At 37.4% G+C, this 22,811-nt stretch carries 19 protein-coding genes; all 19 read left to right on the forward strand.

Annotated elements, in window-relative coordinates; translation table 11 throughout:
- The 19 genes from AC4BC7_RS01355 (at position 1) to AC4BC7_RS01445 (ending at position 22,804) form a co-directional block, all read left to right on the forward strand.
- Positions 1-1,428 (forward strand): phage portal protein, encoded by a 1,428-nt coding sequence (locus tag AC4BC7_RS01355; protein ID WP_490503594.1) that lies wholly within the window; start codon positions 1-3, stop codon positions 1,426-1,428.
- A gap of 81 nt (positions 1,429-1,509) precedes the next feature.
- Complete coding sequence (locus AC4BC7_RS01360; protein WP_490503595.1) at positions 1,510-2,346, forward strand: hypothetical protein; 837 nt, start codon at positions 1,510-1,512, stop codon at positions 2,344-2,346.
- Positions 2,347-2,392: 46 nt separating this feature from the next.
- Positions 2,393-4,039 (forward strand): minor capsid protein, encoded by a 1,647-nt coding sequence (locus tag AC4BC7_RS01365; RefSeq protein ID WP_490503596.1) that lies wholly within the window; start codon positions 2,393-2,395, stop codon positions 4,037-4,039.
- Positions 4,040-4,041: 2 nt separating this feature from the next.
- Positions 4,042-4,227 (forward strand): 4-hydroxy-3-methylbut-2-enyl diphosphate reductase, encoded by a 186-nt coding sequence (locus AC4BC7_RS01370; RefSeq protein ID WP_490503597.1) that lies wholly within the window; start codon positions 4,042-4,044, stop codon positions 4,225-4,227.
- Between the two features lie 118 nt (positions 4,228-4,345).
- On the forward strand, positions 4,346-4,603 hold the full coding sequence (locus AC4BC7_RS01375) for a hypothetical protein (protein WP_490503598.1): 258 nt from the start codon (positions 4,346-4,348) through the stop codon (positions 4,601-4,603).
- Between the two features lie 207 nt (positions 4,604-4,810).
- The gene (locus AC4BC7_RS01380; RefSeq protein ID WP_490503599.1) at positions 4,811-5,476 is read left to right on the forward strand and encodes a DUF4355 domain-containing protein; all 666 of its coding nucleotides are present in this window, start codon (positions 4,811-4,813) and stop codon (positions 5,474-5,476) included.
- Between the two features lie 19 nt (positions 5,477-5,495).
- Positions 5,496-5,822: a hypothetical protein gene (locus AC4BC7_RS01385; protein ID WP_490503600.1), complete on the forward strand. Its 327-nt coding sequence runs from the start codon at positions 5,496-5,498 to the stop codon at positions 5,820-5,822.
- 23 nt (positions 5,823-5,845) lie between these two features.
- Positions 5,846-6,868: a major capsid protein gene (locus AC4BC7_RS01390; RefSeq protein WP_490503601.1), complete on the forward strand. Its 1,023-nt coding sequence runs from the start codon at positions 5,846-5,848 to the stop codon at positions 6,866-6,868.
- A gap of 11 nt (positions 6,869-6,879) precedes the next feature.
- Positions 6,880-7,140, forward strand: a complete 261-nt coding sequence (locus tag AC4BC7_RS01395) for a conjugal transfer protein (protein WP_490503602.1) — start codon at positions 6,880-6,882, stop codon at positions 7,138-7,140.
- Positions 7,141-7,153: 13 nt separating this feature from the next.
- Positions 7,154-7,486, forward strand: a complete 333-nt coding sequence (locus AC4BC7_RS01400) for a phage head-tail connector protein (protein ID WP_490503603.1) — start codon at positions 7,154-7,156, stop codon at positions 7,484-7,486.
- Positions 7,487-7,488: 2 nt separating this feature from the next.
- Positions 7,489-7,839: a hypothetical protein gene (locus tag AC4BC7_RS01405; protein ID WP_490504397.1), complete on the forward strand. Its 351-nt coding sequence runs from the start codon at positions 7,489-7,491 to the stop codon at positions 7,837-7,839.
- A complete protein-coding gene (locus AC4BC7_RS01410; RefSeq protein WP_490503604.1) occupies positions 7,823-8,371 on the forward strand; it encodes an HK97 gp10 family phage protein in 549 nt (182 codons plus the stop codon). Before AC4BC7_RS01405 ends, AC4BC7_RS01410 begins: the two co-directional genes overlap by 17 nt.
- Positions 8,371-8,733: a hypothetical protein gene (locus AC4BC7_RS01415; RefSeq protein ID WP_490503605.1), complete on the forward strand. Its 363-nt coding sequence runs from the start codon at positions 8,371-8,373 to the stop codon at positions 8,731-8,733. Before AC4BC7_RS01410 ends, AC4BC7_RS01415 begins: the two co-directional genes overlap by 1 nt.
- Positions 8,734-8,745: 12 nt before the next feature.
- Positions 8,746-9,168: a phage tail protein gene (locus AC4BC7_RS01420; protein ID WP_490503606.1), complete on the forward strand. Its 423-nt coding sequence runs from the start codon at positions 8,746-8,748 to the stop codon at positions 9,166-9,168.
- Positions 9,169-9,245: 77 nt separating this feature from the next.
- Complete coding sequence (locus AC4BC7_RS01425; RefSeq protein WP_490503607.1) at positions 9,246-9,653, forward strand: DUF6096 family protein; 408 nt, start codon at positions 9,246-9,248, stop codon at positions 9,651-9,653.
- A 23-nt stretch (positions 9,654-9,676) separates the two neighbouring features.
- On the forward strand, positions 9,677-10,063 hold the full coding sequence (locus AC4BC7_RS01430; protein WP_490503608.1) for a hypothetical protein: 387 nt from the start codon (positions 9,677-9,679) through the stop codon (positions 10,061-10,063).
- A gap of 9 nt (positions 10,064-10,072) precedes the next feature.
- Positions 10,073-15,787 (forward strand): phage tail tip lysozyme, encoded by a 5,715-nt coding sequence (locus tag AC4BC7_RS01435; protein WP_490503609.1) that lies wholly within the window; start codon positions 10,073-10,075, stop codon positions 15,785-15,787.
- 13 nt (positions 15,788-15,800) lie between these two features.
- On the forward strand, positions 15,801-16,160 hold the full coding sequence (locus tag AC4BC7_RS01440) for a DUF6711 family protein (RefSeq protein ID WP_490503610.1): 360 nt from the start codon (positions 15,801-15,803) through the stop codon (positions 16,158-16,160).
- A 443-nt stretch (positions 16,161-16,603) separates the two neighbouring features.
- Positions 16,604-22,804: a hypothetical protein gene (locus tag AC4BC7_RS01445; protein WP_490503611.1), complete on the forward strand. Its 6,201-nt coding sequence runs from the start codon at positions 16,604-16,606 to the stop codon at positions 22,802-22,804.
- The last annotated feature ends 7 nt before the right edge of the window (positions 22,805-22,811 follow it).

Consider the following 22,811-nt stretch of genomic DNA (forward strand, 5'->3'; position numbering starts at 1 on the left):
ATGGCAATCGCTATTGATCGTGAATTAGCAGGCGATATCAATAACCCAAGTATGGAAGTAATAAACTTCTGTATGGATGAGCATAAGAAAGAAATACCCAGGTTAGATATGCTTTTTGATTATTATGAAGGTAAACCACACAAGCTTGGTAAAACTAAGATTCGTACGCCACATGATATGGATGAAATTTTCGTTAATAATGCAAAGTATGTAACAGATATGATGGTGGGATTTACAGTAGGTGCTCCTATCTCATACGCTGGAGCAAAAGATAAAGATATTACTCCAGTAACGGATGCACTAGAAAAAATGAAAATCAAGAAACATGATAAGGAATTGGAAAAAGGCTTGTCAGTAATGGGGATGGGCCTTGAGTTGCATTATCTTGCTATTAAGTCAGGTACTGAACTAAATGATATTCCCGAAACTGTTCCTAAAATTACATGGATTGACCCGCGTGGAATGTTTCTGGTGGTTGATGATACTATCGACCGAACGAAACTATTTGCCGTTCGAATGGTTAAGAAGCGTGATTTAAAACGCAGAACATATTGGGAGATAACTGTATATACTCAGAAATGGGTAATCACTTATCTATCTAAAACTAAGCGATTAGAGCCTACAAGTTTGATTAACAAATCGCAGAACCCTAAAGTGAAGCCACATTACTACAAGGATGTGCCTGTTGTTGAATTTAGGAATAACGAAGAAAAACAAGGCGATTACGAGCAGCAACTATCACAGATTGATGGGTACAATATTCTTCAAACAGATCGTATCAAAGATAAGAAAAATTTCGTCAAAGCATTTATGATTATGTTTGGCTTTGGTCTGCCTGATGAAAAACCATCTGAAATAAATGGAACAGTAGCTGTTGAAGCTCCATCAAAACAAGATGGTGGTGATTTCCAGTATGCGACCAATACATTTGATGAGTCACAAGTTCAAGTACTAGCCGATTCATTGTTAGATGATTTCCATAAAACGACCTATGTTCCTAATTTGAATGATGAAAATTTCGCAGGAACACAATCCGGTGAAGCCATGAAATACAAATTGTTTGGTTTACTTCTTGCTCTCTCAATCAAGATTGGTTACTTAGAAGATGGAATCATGCAACGTTTGGAGTTGCTGCAAAATATTTTGAATGTGAAAGGCCATAATGTGGATGTTGAAGGCACTACGATTAAGTTCAAACCGAATCTTCCTATCAATCGTTCTGACATCATTAATCAAATAAAGGAATCACAAGAATTTATTCCATTATTAGTTAGTCTGGGTTGGTTAGATGATATTGATAATCCTCAAGAAGTGATTGAGATGTTGAATCAACAAAAAGAGGAAAATATGAAGTTGCAAGCAAAAGCGTTAGGTGTTCAAGCTGAAGATAGTCATTCGGATTTGGATGATGAGATAGCAAAAGAGTGAGAATAAGTAAACCTTAGTTATAATTATCAGTAAAAACGATAATACTTGATGTATAATATTTCTATGAAAGAGAGGGATATTATGAGTAAATCGTTTAAAAGTGTTTGGGAAGCTTTTGTTATAGTTTGTAATTCATTGATCCAAAAATTTCCTAGTTTATTAATATTTGTGTTTGCTATAGGAATTAATGTAGCGTGGTTATTTTTCACGTTATCAAGTAACTTTTTTATGATTAGTATATCTATTTTAATCTTATTATCATCTATTATTATGTATTCTAAAGACAGCAGCGGAGTTACTATTACTTTCATGGTGAGCCTATTAACAATCTTTTCTATTGATTGGAATGAAAATCCAGGATACAAAGTTATCTTTTTTGCTCTCTATACTTCTTATATAGTTATTGTAGGGTTGGTATCTTCGATAAAAATCGCTAGCAGGCGTGAATCGATATTAATTCAAGCTAGTGGATATATTAATGTTGATAAAAAGGAGCTTGAAAAACTAGTAAATGAAGCTAAGGGAGAGAATTTAAGTATTCTTGAAAAAAGTGAAGTAGTTCGTTATCTCGCAGTAAGAGGTATGGATATTGAAGATATAAGAGCAGCTGTTGAAGAAATCAACATCATAAAGTTAGCTTTTCAACTTAATTTAGATCAATCAATGAGATACTATTATACTCTTTACCAAATTATGAAAATAAAAAAAGTGGAATTTATAAATGTACAAATTAGAAAAGTTTTAGACATGACTTTTGAATTTCCATTAGAGCCTTATGAAGTATTGGAGTTGATTTCTACTATAAAATCCGATTTATTGCGTAGTGAAAACTCTCCGTTAGCTTTTCTTAGATTAGTAAAACAACTTTTGGAAGAGGGAATGGATAGTAACGAAATAAAAGAATATGTTTCAACATAAATGAGGACTATACGTCCTTTTTTTATTTTCGAGGAGGACAGTTCTAATGATTAAAAGAAAGCAAACAGAGCTATCCTATTGGGATAAACGTTCCATTGCCGCTGAACAAAAAGTAAATGACGGTGCGAAACAAGTTGAAAAGGTTGTAGTCAGCGCTTATCGTCAAGCACAAGAGTATCTAACCAATAAGGCTCGTAAGTTATTCAATCGTGCAACAAGTCGTTCGGGAATGGATAAAAATGAGCTTAAAACAGTCCTTAATCGTCAAACGCCAGTTTCCGAACTTACCGAATTAGGACAGATGGCCAAAGATATTTCTAATCCTGAGATACGAGAGCAGGCGCAAAAAAAATTAAACGCATTAGCTTTTAAGAAACGTATTACTCGTGCTGATGATTTAAAAGCAAAATCTTATATTGTATCTAAGCAAGCAGCCGATGTTCAGCTGGATAAATCTACCGAATTTTACATTGATACCATTCACGATTCGTATAAAGAAGCTTCTGCGGAGGCGGTTATTCGTCAAGCACAAGCCAACTCAAAAAATGGTGTTGTCATTGAGGTTTGGAATAAGAAGGACTATGAGTTTAAAGAGTTGTCTACCAGATATACGAAAAATATCTTGGATAGCCATTGGCATGGGTCCAATTATTCCAAGCGTATTTGGTTAGATACGAATGCATTAGCAAAACGATTAGAAGAGTTGTTCACGGTTGAATCAATGACCGGCATGTCTGAACAGGATATGGCACGTGCAATTGCTAAAGAATTTGACCGTTCAATTGGCGTTGCTAGGCGTTTGATACGAACGGAAGCCAATTACATGGCTAACCAAGCAAAGCTCAAAGCGTGGCAAGATAGAGGCGTCAAACAGTACATGCTTGTTGCGGTATTGGATTTACGCACATCTAAAATTTGTCGTAAAAAAGACGGCAAGATTTACTATGTATCAAAGGCAGTCGTAAACGGTAAAGATGGGAATTATCCACCATTTCACCCCTGGTGTCGCACAATCGCTGTTGCTTATTTTGGTAAAATACAAGGCTCTCGTGTTGCTGTTGACCCAATTAGTGGCAAAGCCATGAAGATTGACCGCAGTACTACCTATAACGAATGGATGGATAAGCTGAAAGAGAAGTATTCAGATGATGAAATTCTTCTTCAGACAAAGAAAATCAAAAACATTCAGAAGGATAATGCGGATTATCGGTTACTGAAAGATACTATAGGGAAAGAAAATGTTCCTAAAACGTTGGATGAATACCAGAATATCAAGTATAATGATGGTGATGATTGGGAACAAATTAAATTGAAATACAACATGCAAAAACTCATCAATAAAGGTTATCTTTCTTTAGAAATAAACCAGGATAAGCAATTGCCACATGATTTTTCTAGTCCGAAGTATGCTGAATATGTTAAGAAAAACTTGTCAAAAGGGAAACCTACGCCAAGTTATTTCGTTACCGACACAAATACTCTTCAAAAGGTCATCAATGACAATTACTTGAAGGGAAATATAACTAGACGGAATGCTGGTCAATATGCATCTAAAATTGAATTAAATCAGCATGATTTCGGAGTTGCCTATGATAGAAATGGTATGAATCCAGTACCAACAAATCGTTTTAAAATTCATATTTCAAAACAACGGACACACATTGTTCCGATGTATCCTAAGGAGGGAAAATAATCATGAAGTTATGGGAATTAGTTGGTAAAAAAGTTAGATTAGTTTTAAATAACGATAAAGTAGTTGAAGGCGAAGTGAGAGATTGGACTGATGATTATACTTCAATCTCTGAGGAAGAAGAAATTGTGATTGGTTCAAGAATTTACGCTGAATCAGACTACAAAAGTATTGAAGTTATTGAAGAATAGCACTCACTGACAACTGTTGGTAAGTGCTATTTTTGTACCTAAAATCAAAGTAAAAGGTATTGACATTATCGTTTAAAAGGGTTTTAGTGATAATATATCGCGAAAGGAGGATGATAATATGAGACCACATCAAAATAAATATACGTACGACGGAATTAATAGAAAGGACCCCTTTGAAAATCTAGACGGAACTTTAAATTTTAAAGTAGGATACCAAGGTATGGAAGGGAGAGGGGAATTTCCTGTATCATACGATAAAATGTCTGGTTTGACGGATGATAGTAAACAAACTATAAGACGATATTATCCGAACAAAACAGCCAACCAAATCGAACTTATAGCACGAGAAATTCAGGAAAATTTAGAAAGGTATTAAAAATTCGAAAATGTATTGAAGGTTAGTATCTACTAGCCTTTTTATTTTGCCCAACACTTTGACGGCGTTAAAAGCTAAGTGAAATCTAATAACGTATGTGGGTTCAAAATAGAATATCAAAGGTAAGGCACTGTGTCTGGGCGAGAGCGTGGATGGGGTGCTTTTTGTTATGCCTGTTTTGAGTGTGCATGGGTAAAGGAGAAAGCTATGAAAGAGAATAAATTGTTAATGAACCAATTTGTAAGACAAATATATGACAAACGGTTGATGAAAATGAATCTGCAATTTTTTGCTGAAGGTGGCGAGGGCGACGGTGCAGACGGTGGTCAAGGTGGTGATTCAGGTGATGGAGAAGGTAAGCCGATTTCTTTTGCTAATCAGTCGGAGTTAGATTCTTGGTTTGATACGAAACTATCTAAGTCGCTTGAAACTGCTCAAGCGAAATGGCAAGAAGAAGCAGATAAAAAAATCAAAGATGCCGAGAAAAAAGGACAAATGTCCGCTGAAGAAAAGGCGCAATACGAGTTGCAGCAAGAGCGTGAACAGTTAGAGGCTGACCGAATTGCTTTAAAGCGTGATAAGGATGAAACGAGTGTAATCAAACGCTTTTCTGCTGACAAGTTACCTGACTCTCTCTCAACTGTGTTAACGCCTTTATTCGGTGGTGACGAAAAGAACCTGAATGAAGCTTATGGCAATGTATCTAAGGCTTTTCGTGACGCGGTTGAACAAGCAGTAAATATTCGCCTTGCGGGATCAGCTGATAACCCAGCAGGTAATGGCGGTGGTTCTGGTAAAGAATCAATCGGTAGTCAATTTGCTAAAAATGCAAACAGTCGAACAAAAGTCGAAAACGATAATTTTTGGAAATAAGAAATAGGAGGAATCACACATGTATGTAAAACCAATTAAAACAGTTGAGCAATTAAATTTCTTAGCTAGTGCAAAGTATCAAAACTTTACCTATCAAGCTAACAAATCATTTAAAGCAGGTGAAATCTATCCAGCCAATGACGGTACAGCTTTAGGTATCGTGTTCAATTCAGTAACTGTTGATACTGAAACTGGACCTCAACCTGTGGCTATTCTTGTAGGTGGATATGTTTTAGCTGATCGTTTACCGGAAGCGCCCACAGATGCTGCAATTACTGCATTGAAGAATATCACGTTCTTAGATGCTGACAAAAAGCCAAAAGTAGCCACTGGTGGCGGACAATAAAAAGAAAGTAGGAGGAAACAAACATGCCAACAATTATGGAATTATTTACACAAAATGAAGTGTTGAATTATGTTCGCGACCGTGAGTACAAACCTTTACTAGGTGAAACTCTTTTTCCTGAACGAAAACAACCATCTTTAAAATTAGAACAATTAAGTGGTGGGAGCCGTATTCCAATTGCTGCATCTATTCATGATTTTGATACAGAGGCGGAAATCGGTAGTCGTATTGCGAACAAGCAAGAATTAGAACTTAGCTTGATTAAACGCAAAATTCAATTGAAAGAAACAGACATTATTGCATTAGAAAACCCTCGTACGCAAGCAGAACAAGATTATCTTGTTGGCCAAGTATACAATGATATCGATTCATTAGTAGCTGGTGTTCGTGCTCGTGTGGAAGCAATGCGTATGGAAGTATTGGCTTCGGGGAAAGTTACCGTTAATGAAAACGGCTTGAATTTCACGCTGGATTATCATGTACCAGATAATCACAAAGAAGCGTTGACTGGTACAAATGTATGGACGAATGAAAATTCTAATCCTTTAGCAGATATTGAACGTTGGATTGATGCGTTGGATACAAAACCTACTCGTGCGTTGACTTCACGCAAAATCTATCGTTCACTTGCAACTCATCCTAAAATTATTGCTGCAATCTTCGGTAAAGATTCTGGTCGTGTGGTTTCTCAATCTGATTTGGACGCGTTCATGGAAACTCATGGTTATCCTGTGATTCGTACGTACGATGAAAAATACAAAGTACAGGAAGCTAATGGAACATACACTACTAAGAAATACTTCCCTGAAAACAAATTCGCAATGTTCAACGATGATTTGTTAGGAGAAACGTTGTATGGTCCTACTGCAGAAGAAACACGTTTGACTCGTGATCCAGCTGTTGATACTACACTTGTCAGTAATGTATTGGCATCTGTTTACGATGAAACGCGTGATCCTGTTGGAACTTGGACGAAAGCTGTTGCAACTGCACTACCTTCATTTGCAGCTGCTGATGAAGTGTTTCAAGCACAACCAATCGCATAGGAGGAAAAACAATGTTCAAAGTTAAAGTAAAAGATATCCCCGTATTTTATGCGGGGAAACGTTATGTTTCTGGTAAAGAACTAATTATCGAAAGCGATCATATGAATGATGATTTGTTTGATAAAATCGAAGAAATTGAAAATGTGCCTTTTAAGGGAGTCAAAGAAGCTACTTTACGCAAAGCGCTTGAAACTGCAAAAATTGATATCCCTGAAGAAGCCGATCGGGATGCGTTGATTCAGCTAATGAATGAAAATAAAGTAACTTTATAAGAGGTGATAGCTTATGAAAGAACAAAACCAAGTCGTCCTAGATAAGCTTGCTATCGAACTAGGGCGTAAGTTTAACATAATCGATTCAACGGCGGTCGAAGTATTAAAAGATGATATCAAAGATGCAATGTACGATGCGTTAGATTATTGTAATCGAGATGTGCTTATTGGGAATATGTCGTCTGCAGTTAAAGACTTATATATTTTTCGTAGAAACACAGAAGGCAACGAAGGCGAAGTCGGTCGAGCTGAAGGTGGCGTTTCTCAATCGTTTGAAGTTGGTGTTCCTGCAAAGATTAAATCGAAACTCAATCGTTACAGAGTGGCAAAAGTGAGGTCATTTTGATGATGAGGCTTAGAGAACGTGATTTACAAGTTGTTTATCTAAAAAAACGAAAAGTCGAACTGGATGATGAAGCAACTGAGATTATTTCTTATCCAGAAGAACCTATCGAATTAAGAATGAACGTTCAATCAGCAAGTGGTACGGTGAACGCCCAAATTTACGGTAATAAGCTTCAAACGATGAAAGCCTGTAAATACCAGGGCGATTTGATAAACGAAGCTGAGAACGAACTAGACGGTATTTGTGTGTACGTTGATAAAGAAGAGAATCCAGACTTCAAAATTGTATCGATCCAAACTTTTTCAACGCACAAAAATATCATGCTAGAAAGGATGGATGCCCATGGGAGTTGAAATCAAAGGTCTTCAAAGCTTGAAGCGCAAAGTAAAAGCTTTGCCTCAAATATTAGATGATGCGATGTGGGATGCGACGTATGAAATTACTGAATTGATTCAACAGGCAGCTGAAATGCGATTAGCTTCTAGTATGAAATATTCAAGTGGTGAATTATTAGGTAGTTTAAAAAATGAAGTGGTAGTTAACGCTCAAGGAAATATCGTTGGCCGTGTGTGGTCAGACAAAGAGCATGCGATTTATCGCGAATTCGGAACTGGGCCTGTTGGTGAAGCTAGTTCTAAAGACCTGCCCGAAGGAGTTACGCCCGTTTATTCACAGACAGCATGGTTTATTCCAGCAACCGAAGTGGATATTGACCTAGAAGCTGTTTACGGTATACCGCGTGTGTCTATCCAAGGGAAAGATTTTTACATTACAAAAGGACAGCCTGCACGCCCATTCCTTTATCCTTCGCTCAAAGAATTGACAGAACAAGCTCCAGAAATTTATAAAAAACACGTTCAGAAGCGCTTGAGGGAGTTGAGATGATGGAAAAGGTCAATATGAAGCAAGTGACTGTTGAAGTTTTGCAATCTGTTACTACAATCAAAAAAATAGCGACTGATTATCCAGCAACATGGAATACTTTTCCAATAGCAATTTATCGTACGACAAATCAACCACATCAACTAGATGCTTTGGGCAACGAGTTGCAAACGCAATGGACAATTACCATTGAAATTTACGGAACAACAAGTTTAACCAATATTGCAGGGAGTGTATTAGATACTTTTCGTGGTATTGGTTTTTTTGGTACCACTAAAGATGCCAATACTGCAGACTTAAAGCGTATAATCATCGAGGTATCAGCTGTAGTAGACAATATTACAAAATATGTATTTAAAAAATAGGAGGAATAAAATATGGATTTTGCAGGATTATTATCAAAAGGTTCTGTTTTACAGTATAAAGACGGTTCAACAACCAAAACAATTGCAGCAGTTAAATCACTACCAGCATTAGGAAGTGATCCAGAAAAAGTGGATGTCACACATTTAGGTTCGGATAAAAAAGCCTATATTAAAGGAATTGAAGATGTCGATAATCTAGAATTTCCAATTGTATATCAAGGCGATAACTTCCGCGATATTCATACATTGGTGCAACAAAATAAATCTGTTGAGTGGACAATTACTTATCCAGATGGATTGAAAGCTGAATTCAAAGGCGAGCCATATTACAAATTTGACGGAGCAGAAGTTAACCAAGCAATTGGTTTTAACTTAGGTATTGTAGTTAGTGATGGTCCCGATATGACACCAGCTCCGGCACCAACTAATCCATAAGAGCGTCTAATAAAAATATCATGCATGGGACTAAGGGGAAATCCTTAGTCTCTTTTAAATTTAGGAGGAAAACAACAATGGCAAAAAATAACGTAGTTCAATTACCAAGCACAAAAGAATTTCAACTAGGAAACTTAAATTTACAATTGCGTCTATCTGGAACGGCAATTCGAAAAATTGAAAACCGTTTAGACGAAGGCATTATGGGGCTTTTCGTTAAAAAACAAGGTGAAGTTAAGATTCCGCCTGCTGATAGCTTATTAATTATTCTTCAAGGTGCAAACCAAACGAGCGGTGTTACAGGCAAAATGATGTCAGAAGCGTTTGATCAGTATATTGATTCTGGGAAAACGACTATGGATCTATTCGGTGAAGTGAATGAATTCTTGGATGAAGCTGGTTTTTTCGGAAAGAAAGAAACGAAAACAGAAGCGATCGATGGGGAATTTTTGGAACCAGAAACGATGGAAGACAGTCTTCTGTAGAAAGTTTCAACACGATATCCGAAATGCTTGAACACATGTATCCTCTTGCAGTCGAAACAGGAATTCCAGCGACAGAGTATTGGGGAATGACTCTTGAAGAAATCATGATTCAAATTCAAGCAAATAAGAAAATAAAACAAAACGAATTGAAAGAAAAGGCGATGTTGGACTATTCGCAACAACGCCTTGCAATTTTTGCTTTCAATGATCCTAAAAAGTTTCCTAAATTTGAAGAAGCTTATCCTTTTATCAAAGAAATAGAAAGGGCTGTTGAAGACGCTAAATCACAAGCAAAGTCTGAGGAAGAATTGAAGCAAGAGGCAATGAAACGTGACCAAGAAATCTTTTTGGCACGAGCAGAAGCAATCAAAGCTTCGAGAGAAAGAAAAAAATTACAAGAAGAAAGGTAGGTGAAAAGCATGGAATTAGAAACACTTGAGGTTCTTTTGGATATCAATACCGAACGCGTGATGCAATCCTTAGAAAAAGTTCTTCCGCAAATCGAAAATGCAATGAGTCGTATTGAGCGTATGTCAGGTAGTTCGATGGATAAGACCGAAAAACATATGGATATTGACAAAGGAGCGTCCAATTTTACGAAACAATTGGAGAAAATGAATCAAACGCTTGAAAAGACAATGGCGAATTTTGAAAAATCTACCAAGCAAACGTCGGAAGCGGTTGGTGCTAATTTAGCTACAGGTGTTCGTAAAGCCCGCCCAAAAGTAACGAAAGAAATAGATGCAATGGTCAATGAAATCAATGCAAAAATGGGACAAGCAAAGGCAGCACAGGAAAAGGTTGCATATCTTAAATCACAGCGACAATCAGCTTCTAGCAAAGGCGATACAGGTCAAGTTGTGAAATATGACGAACAAATTGCACGTGCGCAATCCCAGATGACAAAATTTCAAGATCAAGCAAAAGGATTGGGGAATACAATTAAACGTGAACTTGATTCAGTTCCTTCTTCATTGGATAACATTACAAAAGGTATGAGTCGTAATGAGGCGCAAATTGAACAAATGAGAAAACGTATCAGGACCCTAAAAGCAGAATACAACGACCAGCGTGTGCCAACAGGAAGCTTTAGTTCTGGTTTCAAAAATTATGAAGACACACCTCAATCATTAAAAACGTCCAGCGAGATTCAAAAGCAATCTGTAAAAATGGATAAGTTAATTAGTGATAATGACCGTTTGCAAAAGGAATATGCACAAACAGAAGACCGTGCAGAAATGCTTCGAAAAGCTTTATTGCGTGTTAATAATGCTTTGGGGCAATCTTCAATTCAGACAGGTTCAGCCGTTAACGGTGCAAATATGACTGGTTCGGGATTGAAACAATCTGAAAGAGCAGTTTCTAGGTACGGTGGTGTGTTTAACCGTATGTCTAATGCTATTGCACACGGTGCTGGAAATGTTGGAAATGGATTAAGGAATTCACTTGGATTTATTGGAAAGTTCGGAAGTCTATTTTCTAGTACGTCCAATAGAGTAACTCGTGGAACTGCTCAAATGACAAAAGGAACAGGTGCGTTTGGTCAGTCAATGAAATATCTATTACCATCATTAGTTGTGTACCAATTAATCGGTGGCGCAATTAGCAAAATGGCATCTGGAATGATGTCTGCACTTAAAACGAACGATGAGTTTGCCAGTTCTTTAAATCAAATAAAAGTTAATTTACTAACTGCTTTTTACCCAATTTATACAGCAATTTTGCCAGCTATAAACGCCTTTATGAGTGGATTAGCTCAACTGACGGGTCAACTTGCTTCGTTTATTGCAATGATTTTCGGCACGACCTATCAAGCTGCAAAACAAGGTGCTAGTGGTCTTTACGATAATGTTCAAGCGTTAAATGAAACAGGTTCTTCGGCAAGCAAAGCTCACGAAAAAGTTAAAAAATTACAGAAATCATTAATGGGTTTTGATGAAATAAATAATCTAACTGTCTCAACTGATGATGATAAATTAGATTCTGATGCTGGAAAGACACCAGGTGTAGATTTTGGATCAGCAATGGGATCTTACGGCACACCAAAATGGATGACAGATATTCAAAAAATCCTGAAAGATTTCTTTAAGCCGTTTCAAGATGCATGGAAAAACCAAGGACAACGAGTGATTGATGCTTGGAAATATGCCTTGGGAGAAATTATCGGCTTAGCTTCAGCAATTGGAAAATCCTTTATGGAAGTTTGGTCCAATGGAACTGGTCAAAGATTTATAGAGAATATTCTTATTTTGTTAGCAGATGTGCTCTACATTATTGGAGACATTGCACGAGCTTTTCGTGAAGCATGGCAAGACAATAATCGTGGTACAAAATTGATTCAATCAATTTTTGATGCAATGAATGCAGTATTAGAACTTCTTCATGAAGTAGCTGAGGCATTCCGTAACGCATGGAATGATAACGGTCTAGGACGTTCTATCATTGGGAATATCCTGGATATTCTTACGAACGTATTTAACACTATTACTAACATTGCTGATGGATTAAAAGAAGCTTGGACACAAGGAAATGTTGGTCAATCCATCTTTTCTACTATTTTAACGATTGTTAATGATTTGTTATCTGCTATCGAACGTATGACACGGAAGACAGCGGAATGGGCGGATAAATTAGATTTCACGCCGCTATTAGTTTCGATTGACGAATTACTAAAATCTATAGAACCGTTAACTAAGAATATATTTGATGGAATTGCTTGGGCATACGAAAACATTTTGTTGCCATTAGCAGGATTTGTAATCCAAGATGTTCTTCCGAGATTCTTCCGTATACTAGGCGCTGCACTCGAGGTAATCAATGCAATTATTGAAGCAGCAAAACCAGCATTTGATTGGATTTGGAAAAATTTTCTACAACCATTAGCGAAATGGTCTGGTGGAATTATCGTTAAAGTATTAAATAAAATTATCGGTGGATTGAAGGGACTATCTCAATGGATAGATGACAATCGTCCAGCGTTTGAAGCATTATTCAAGATTCTAGGAACTGTAGCAACTGTTCTAGGTGGAGTATGGTTAGCAGCTAAAGTTGTTGGCATAGCTATTGCAGTTTTAACAAGCCCGATTACTTGGGTAGTTGCAGCAGTAGCAGGGCTGATTGCTATTTTTGTCACTCTATACAGTAACTTTGAAGGTTTTCGAAAATTTGTGGATGATTTCATTGAAATCGGCGGAAACATCATTAAAGGATTTTTAAAAGGCATACTTGGTGACATAAAAAATGTTTATGAATGGATGCAAGAGAATGTCTTCACTCCAGTTGTTAATGCAGTCAAAAAATTATTCCGTATAAATTCTCCTTCAAAAGTATTTGCTGAATTTGGTCAATTTTTAATCGAGGGATTGTACAAAGGAATTAAAGATTTGATTTCTAAACCTGTCGAGTTGATAGGTACATTATTTGGAGATATGAAAACTAAAATTTCTGATAAAACGACAGAAATTTTTGATAAATCCAAAGAATTGTGGGGTAAAACCAAAGATACGATTGGCGGGTTCACTGGGAAAATTAAAGATGGTGTCTCCGAAAAATTTGGTGATGCGTGGAATACTACAAAACAAACTTGGACAAAAGTTTCTGATTGGACATCTAAAACATGGGGAACTACTAAGAAATCTGTTGTGGATGCTGCAACAAATACTGGGAAATGGGTATCTGACAAATGGCAAGGAATTTCAAAAACGACATCAAACACTTGGGGCAACGTATCTAAGTGGTCATCTGAAAAATGGAACTCGGCTAAAAAATCTGTCACAGATAATGCAAAATCTATTTGGGATAATACGAAAAACCGTTGGTCTGATATTGGTAAAAATACAAGGAAAACGTGGGATGATTTTACCAATAAAATTACAGATACTACTCGTAAAGCCAAAGACAATGGATCCAACCGAATCAATGATTTGAAAAATAATTTGAGAAATAGATTTGGTGAAACTTGGTCTAGTGCTAGGTCAAATTTTGATAATATTTATTCTAAGATTACCAATCAATCTAATAATTCGAATGCAAGAAGTTCTTCAGCTTTCCGAAGCTTACGTAAAGGTATCAGCGATTCCGTTAATGGTATGAAAAATACAGTGAAATCTGTATTTGATAATATCGGAAAGTGGGCATCAGAATTACCTGGGAAAATAGCCAAAGGTCTTACTAGTGGTGTTAGTGCAATTAAAAAAGCCGCTGGAAAAATCGGTGATGGATTAACAGGAGTCCTTGGCGGTGCAGTTAACGGTGTAATTAGTGGTATTAAATGGGTGTTAGAAAAAGTTGGAGCAGGAAGTGCAGCTAAAGAATTAGGGAAATTTACTGTTCCTAAATATCCGAAGTATGCAACAGGTACTGGATATCACCCTGGTGGATATGCATGGGTAAATGATGGAAGTGGTTCTAATTATCAAGAAGCTTTCCAAACTCCAGATGGCAGAATGGGGTTATTCCCTCAACAAAGAAACATGCTCGTTGACTTGCCTAAAGGTTCTTCTGTTTTAAGCGGTCCACGTACAGCTCAAATGTTGCAAGGGTTGCCAGCTTACAAAAACGGGGTTGGTAATTGGTTTAAAGAGACTTGGAGCAAAACGAAAGAAATTGCTTCTAATATTTGGTCCTATGCTAAAGACCCAAGCAAATTGTTGACTGCTGCTGTTTCTAAATACGTTAAATTAGGCAATGTTGTTGACCCAACCCTTACTATTGCTAAAGGTGCAGTCGGTAAGATGATTGACGGTGCAAAGAGTTTTGTTACTGATAAGTTCAACATAGGTCATGAGAAGTATAAAGCGGAACAAGAAGCTTCTAGTATTGGTCACGATGGTTCTATCGATAAAGGTTGGGGAATATTTAGCTATCTACGGACCATTGCAGATAAAACTATTTCTAAGTTTGGAAATGGATTGCGTATTACCAGTGGTCTACGTGATAACGATCCATACTACCACGGGAGACGACAAGCGGTAGATATTGCACTACCTGCCAATATGAACGGTTCTAATCTTAACAAACAAATCGCAAACTGGGTTTTTGATACTTATAGAAATCAAGTTGCGTATGTAATTACAAACGGTCAAGTTCGTGACCGTTCTGGATTTAGCGGACAAGGTACTAGCGGAAGTTGGGTACGTTGGCCAGATAACGACCACTACGACCATGTTCACATCAATGGTTTGTTAAGTTCTAAAGATATCGCTACAACCCAACAGAAGGCATTTGAATCCGTCAAAGGAAACAATGCCAATGCAGTAGCTCGTACAATCTGGAACGGATTGACTAGAAATAATTATTCTAAGCAAGCAGCGGCAGGGATTTTAGGTAACGTAGAAGCTGAATCAAGTATGAATCCAGATTTAGACGAATTATACGGACCAGGTTATGGTATTGTTCAATGGACTTCACCTTATCGCTCTCAAAGCGGGCGTGCTTATGTTCAAAGTCTAATGAAACGAGCTGGTATCAAAGGAGATTACCGTACTGCGGAAGCCCAAACTAAGTTGTTATTATGGCATATGCGAAATGGCCAATGGATTGGTCAAGTAGACCCTAGATCAATTGCAGCTTTTAAAAAGACAACAAGTGTTCCGAAAGCAACTTATGCCTTTTTGAAAAACTTTGAACGGGCAGGTGTTGAACATCTTGATAGACGTTACAATTCTGCTTATAAATATTACAACCAATTGAAAGGTTATGAAAACGGCGGTTTAGTAACTCAAGATGGTATTTATCGAATGGGTGAAGGGAATAAGAAAGAAATGGTCATTCCTTTGGAGCGTCCACAACGTGCAGCGGAATTGATTCAGCAAGCAATCGAATATCTCGGGTTAGATATGTTTGGTTCAAGCATTACATTACCTGAAATGTTCCAACAGCCAACGTTTACGCCAAGTAATAACACCTTTAGTAACAACGAACAAATGAACTATCAAGGCGGAGGAATGCAACAAAGTTTTGAAACGATAATTAATGGCATTATGATGGCCATTACTAGTATAGGTGGGCAACCTCAACGAGCTAGTAACGGAGATATCATCATTAATCTTGGTGGTAGAGAACTTGCCCGTATAACTATAGAAGAAATAAATAAGTACCATCGACAACTTGGCTACAATACACTAGAAATTTAAGGGGGTCTAAAAATTGGCAAATTATTACTTAAGTGTAAATGGGGTCGCTTTGAAGACCCCTAAAGTTTATCAAATTGATTTTGAAGACATCGACAATGAATCAGGACGTAACGCTAAAGGCGATATGATGCGTGATGTTGTTGCAAGCAAAGTCAAATTAAATGTAGAGTGGGGTCCGTTGACAAATGCCGAAGCTTCTACCATTTTGAAGGCAATTAAGCAATCATTCTTCCAAGCGACCTATTATGATGCGCTAGAAGGTGGTATGGTTACCAAAACTTTCTACGCCGGAAGTAAATCAGTACCGGCCTATTCATGGAATCCAAAATTCTTACCGTGGGCTGGCTTAACTGTGAACTTCATTGAAAGGTAGGTGTTGAAATGTTAAGTGCTGTGAAAGAAATAAATGATGCTTGGTTAGCCCCAAGCAGAGAATTAAACATCAAAATAAATATAGCAGGAGAAGTATTTGACCGAGAGTCAGTTACTTCTCTTTCTTTTGATTCAGGAAGCATTGTCGGTGAGTCTTTTCAAATAGGTTCGGCTTATATGAATCAGATTGGACTTGAATTTCCCGGCATTATCCAAACAATTGAACGAGACTTAGAGTTAACCATTGAACTTGGAATATTGGTAAATGGTAATTTTCATTACTCAAAAATCGGAACGTTCATTGTGTCCGAATTTAATAGGAGTCATAACGATAAAAAGACAACTTTAACAGCTGTTGACAAGATGTGTTTGTTGGAAGGTCAGTACGTATCTAAACTAACATATCCAGCAAGGATTCGAGATGTTGCTCTGGAGATAGCTAATTTGGCTGGTGTGGAGATTGATCAAGTGTCTTTTTCTACTTTACCAACTGCAACAATCAAAAAAATGGAAGGCTATACTTATCGCCAAGCAATTGGATTAATCGCCCAATTTATTGGCGGCTTTGCTAATTTTAGTCGTGATGGTAAGTTACAAGTCATACGATTAGCACCAACTGATTTTACGTTGACCGGTGACCATTATATGCTGAAAGGATTCACTAAAAACGAATCCACATATCGTATTAATGGTATAAAAGTTATCACTGGAGATGAAGAGTCAAATGTTTTAACGGTTGGCAGTAATAAAGGAAATATAGTCGAACTTGAAAATAAAGTCATGACGCAAGCTTTGCTAAATAGTATTTGGGCAAATGTAAAGGATATTAGTTATTTCCCGTTTGAATTGAAATGGGTGGGTAATCCTAACCTTGAAGCTGGAGATTGGATGTACGTTATTGATTTAGAAGGCAATCGTTATTCGGTTCCCAACTTATCGTATAGTTTTAATTACAATGGCGGATTGCGGGCGGATTCTAAAGCAACAACCACTTCTAATTCCGAAGTAACTTATCGTTATAGAGGTACCTTGAAACAACAAATCGAGGAGATTAAAGGAGTTTTAGAAGGTGCCAATGGTTGGAATGGTAACTATTATGATTCCGAAACCGAACCGCCTAACCCTAAAATTGGTGATTTGTGGTTTAAGAAAAACGGCGCTGATAATGAAATTTGGATTTATCGGTTAGTTGATGGCGTGGCCAAATGGGAATTAGAAATTTCTTCTGCGCCAAATCAAGAACTATTGGATGCTATACAAGAAGCTATCGATGCTTCTAATGCTGCAAAACAAGCAGGAGAAGAGGCTAAGGAAGCTGGCGAACGAGCAGAACAACTAGGCAACGAAGCTAAGCAAGTGGGCGAAGAAGCCAAACAAGTAGGAGCGGAAGCCAAGGCAGAAGCAGAGTTAGCTAGACAAGCTGGAGAAGAAGCTAAAGCAGCAGGTCAACGTGCAGAGTCATTAGCTGGACAAGCTAAAGCAGAATCTGCTACTGCAATTAACAACGCAAATAATGCTGTAAATAAAGCCAATCAAGCAGTTGAGGATGCTGGTTTCAGTAAGACACAAGCACAAGATGCAAAACAACTAGCAGATGCAGCCAAACAAGATGCTTTAAATGCTATTAGTCAATCTGCAACAGCCAAACAAATTGCAGAAAGTGCTTCAAGCGCTGTGTCTAATGCAGTGACTACTGCCAATCAGGCTAAACAAGATGCTCTAAATGCAATTGGTCAGGCTGGAACTGCTGTCACTGATGCCAAAGCATCGCTAGATGCGTACAACAATATGGAAGTTGGAGGGCGTAACTGGTTATTAGATACTGGGAAATCTCTATCTCTTACTGGAGAAAATAAAACTAATCAAACTCTTCCACCTTTATATTTTTCTAAATCACCTTTGAATGCTTTTGCTTCTGTAGGTGATTTCATTGTTTTTAGTGCAGATGTGAAAATTACAGGCAGTGGCTTTAGTGGAGATTTCAAATTTCAAACTGTTAGTGGAGTATGGGTGAATATCAGTGGTACCCAAAATATTGTAAAAGAAGAGACAATCAAAATTAGAAATGTTTATCAATTAACTGATTCATTTATGAATGATTTAATCAGAGGCGTACAATTCCGTGGAGATAACATTCCGACAACTGTTAGCTTAGAAATAACTAATATTCAGTGGGAAATGGGAAATGTTGCGACACCTTGGACACCAGCACCAGAAGATGTTCAGACTCAAATTACAAGCATCAACGGAGAACTATCTCAAAAAGTCAGCCAAACAACATTTAATACTCTACAAGAAACTGTGAGCAGTCAAGGTACTCAGATTAATCAAAATAAATCTGATATTACACTTAAAGCTAATCAATCCACTGTGAACACTCTTACAGGTAGAGTTTCCACTGCTGAAGGTCAGATTAGCGCCCAAGCAGGACAGATTGCGCAACGCTTAACGTCTGCTCAAGTAGAATCATTGGTCAATGGAAAAGGTTATGCAACACAAACTAGCGTTAACAGCCAAGTTTCTACAATCAACAGTAAATTAAATGAGCATACTAGCCAATTACAGACTGTTACAGCAACTGTGGATGGGATTTCAATTGGCGGACGAAACTTAGTTGTAAGAACTAATGAGTTAGAAGGACAGTGGATAGATGGAAGTGGAAATATTACTTCAGGTAGCGGAACAGCAGTTATGAAAAACTACATTGATGTTCCCCCAAACCAAACACTCACTTTCACTAAAAAAGACTCGTCAAAGGCTCCAGACGGAGGATACTGGCGATGGCGATGGTTTGATGAAAACGAAGTTTATATAGCAAGAGCGGCTAATAACTCGAATGAGTTTCAATGGGTTGTTCCCAGCAATGCTTATTATATTCAAGTGTCATACCCTATGGATGCTTTTCCTAAACTCGAAAAAGGCAACATAGCGACCGACTGGACACCAGCACCAGAAGATACTGCTACAGTGGCAGAAGTAACTACAAAAACCAATGATATTAACCAACGTATCACAGATACGGAAAACAGCATAGCCGCAGTAGTTAACACAACGTCCACACAAGGTGGTAAGATTTCTTCCTTAGAATCTAGAGTTGGTATTGCTGAAGGGGCTATCACTACTACTAATAGTAAAGTTACCAATAACTCTACGGAAATTGGTACTCTTAAAACTAGTTATTCAGGTTTGCAGTCTACTGTAAGTAATATAGAGACAGAGATAGGTGGCTTAGACTTTTCTGACCTTAATTTAATGCCATTCAGTGATTATTCAGATAATCTAGCACAGTGGTCTACCAGTAATACCAATTTAAGTACGGTTGGGGATTATCTTAATATTCAATTTATGAATCCAACTTCAAAAGACACCAGAGCAATGATTAATAATGTACTTGCTACTGTATCTGTGGGAGAAGCATTTTCAATCAGTTTTACAGGATACGCTCTAACAAGTGGTAGGAAGATTAGTATTGGAAGTTACTTTGATAATGAAACTGTTACCTTAACTGATTCCCCAACAACCTACTATCTCGATAATATAAAAATGGTTACTAATTCACCTTCTGTCTCTATCATGGCACTTTCTGGAACAACTTATGCTATCAGAATTAAAGATATTATGGTTGTCAAAGGAGTTAAAGCGAAACCACATCAACTTGCATTGTCAGATTATACAAAAATCAAACAGTTCTCTGACTTTAAGCAGACTGTAGAAGGATTTACGACTACAGTTAATAACAGTCTGAGTGGTTTAACAACTCAGCAATCTACAATGTCCGGACAAATTACAAGTTTGATTACTCAGACAAAAGATATTGTCAATTTATTTAAAGATCCTACTTTCACCACTATTACACATGATGGCGCTGATGGCAATAGTAGTGGCTGGACGACAAATAACACTACTGGTGCTGGAAGAGTTTGGACAAATAAAACTGGTGCAAGAAATAGGTTTTATTTTAACGTCCCATCTAAATCAATCCTATTAGAGGGAGGAAAATACTATTCTATTAAAGCCAAAGTTAATTCTGGGGCATCAGTATGGGATTTGGAAATTGGTACTAGTGGCGGAGAGAATATTGTAGAAAGAATGGATGGCTCAACTAAGTGGGTTACAGGAACTATTAAAACAAATATTAATATTGCATTATGCTTTTGGATTCCAGACAATCAATCTTTACGAATACATGAACTTTATGTGTATGAATCAGCTACAGGAGTAACTTCAGAAGCGTTTAATTCTATTAAATCTACTGTTGCAGGTACAACTCAAACTATACAAGCTCATGATGGAAGAATCACTACTGCTCAGCAAACTGCGGATGGAGCTAAGGCAACAGCTACAGATGCGCAAGGTAGAGTATCCACTGTAGAACAAAAAGTAACTGGATTACAGTCTACAGTTGCTGATAAAGCGGATAAGTCACAGATTACTCAGTTATCAGGGCAAATTTCCAGTGTAGTTAGTGATGTATCAAAGAAAATAACGGATGAGTCATTCTTCACATCAAGTACATCTAATTCTAACAGTGGTAAGTGGACATTGTTCGCGCAAACAAAATTGTCAACCAAATACGCAGATGTTCAATGTGGATTTGACTTGATTGGCAGGGGAACTGGAAATTCTTTTGTTTATTCTGCAGAGTTATTTATCAGACACAAACAGCAAGATGATGTAGGCGGCTCGACCTTAGTTGAAATAGCATTGTCAAACGCAAGTGTTAGTGCTATTACAGCAGATGATTTTAAAGCAGTAGTTGTTCAAAACAGCACAACAAGTGTTACTGTCAATTATTATATGAGAATTAACAATACTTATTTGCAATTTAAAATAAGTCCATTTAACAAAATCGCACAAGGAGATAGTGTTTTAAACTTTTACGACAACCAAGCATTTCTCGAATCTTTACCATCAGGCACTACATTCACAGCTACAGAACGTGGTGTTATGGCAGGGCTAAGTGGTGCTAAAAGTCAAATCACACAACTATCTGATCAGATTGATTTGCGTGTAACTAAAGCTGGTTTAATTGGGGAAATTAATGTCAGAGCTGGAAAAACTATTATTCGTCAGTCTGACAATGTATTGATGGTTACACCAACTACAACTTATATTCAAGATGCAACTATAAAAAATGCTCATATTGCTGATTTAGCAGTTACTAACGCTAAGATTGGCAATGGAGCTATAGGAGAAGCCAAGATAGCAACTGCTGCAATCACTACTTTAAAAGTAGCAGATGCGGCTATTTCTAATGCCAAAATAGCAAACTTAGCAGTAGATGAGGCGAAAATAGCTAGTCTAGCGGTTGATACTGGACACATCAAAGATTTGGCTGTAAGCAATGCTAAAATAGCTAATTTAGCTGTATCTAACGCTAAAATAGCAGATGCCGCTATTACCAGTGCAAAAATTGGAGATGCAGCAATTGTTAATGCTAAGATTGCGAACGGAGCAATTAATGATGCTAAGATTCAAGACGCTTCCATTAGTAGTGCTAAGATAATCAGTTTAGATGCGAATAAAATTAGCGCTAATGATTTAAGGTCAATTAGCTCTCAAACTGGAGCACTAGAAGTTACTGGATGGCTAGATTTTAGCACAGAAAATAGAGGGTTGCGTGGGTCGTATAACTTTGGTGACTCTTACGGTGGAGCGTATAATCCACGTTGGTTTGATGGAGACTTACGTATGTCACACCGATATTTGATGTTTAAATCACAGGTTTATGATGTGACATCAAGCGATACACGAGGTGCTTACAGGTATCATACCGAATCATTTTATGGCCCTGATTACCTCAAGTTACGTCAATATTCAAGTTCGTCCATGACCACTTTATTAAACCACGTTGATATAACGTCAGATGCTATTGTTATAGGCGACCGTGACTGGGCAACAAGAGCTCGAATCAACGCAGATGGCACGGCATATTTCTCAGGAAGTGTAAGTTTTAATGCAGGGATTTATGTAGCTGCGCCAGACAATAATGGCTTAATTGTGGGTCGTATTAATGCCCCGGACAATTATAATTCTCTTACTATTAATCAAAATAGAGCTTTAGCAGATGTAGTTTTCGGTGAACAAAATATTTATTTTAACGAAACCAGAACCATAGCGGCTGATTTTAGGATTGGTAGAGATGGTTCAAATATAAATGGTGGACGTGTGGTCGCATCGAATGCTATTTACAATAGAACGTACTCTGGTGCTGCTAATATGATTATTACTCCAGAAGGTGTTCTTGGTCGTTCTACATCCGCTCTCAAGTATAAAGATGATGTACGAACAGCTAATGATGTAATGAGTAAAGCTAAAAAAGTTATACAATTACAACCTAAATCTTGGCTAGATAAAGGTGAATTGGCTGATGGTGTAGCTACCAAACGTCACTATGGTTTTATTGCGGATGAATTTGATGCGCTCGGTCTTTCGGAGGTAGTAATCTACGGAGATCATGGTCAAGTAGAGTCATTAGCATATGACCGTATCAGTATGTATCACAACGTTATTCTTAAAGAACATGAATCAGAAATTCAAGCAATCAAACAAGAAAACTTTAACCGTGACTTTGAGATTCAGAAACTTAAATTTGAAATCCAAAAATTAAATATGGAAATAGAATCCTTACGCCAAACAGCGTAGGGATTTT

It is taken from the genome of Enterococcus sp. AMC1623 (genome assembly GCF_058216495.1).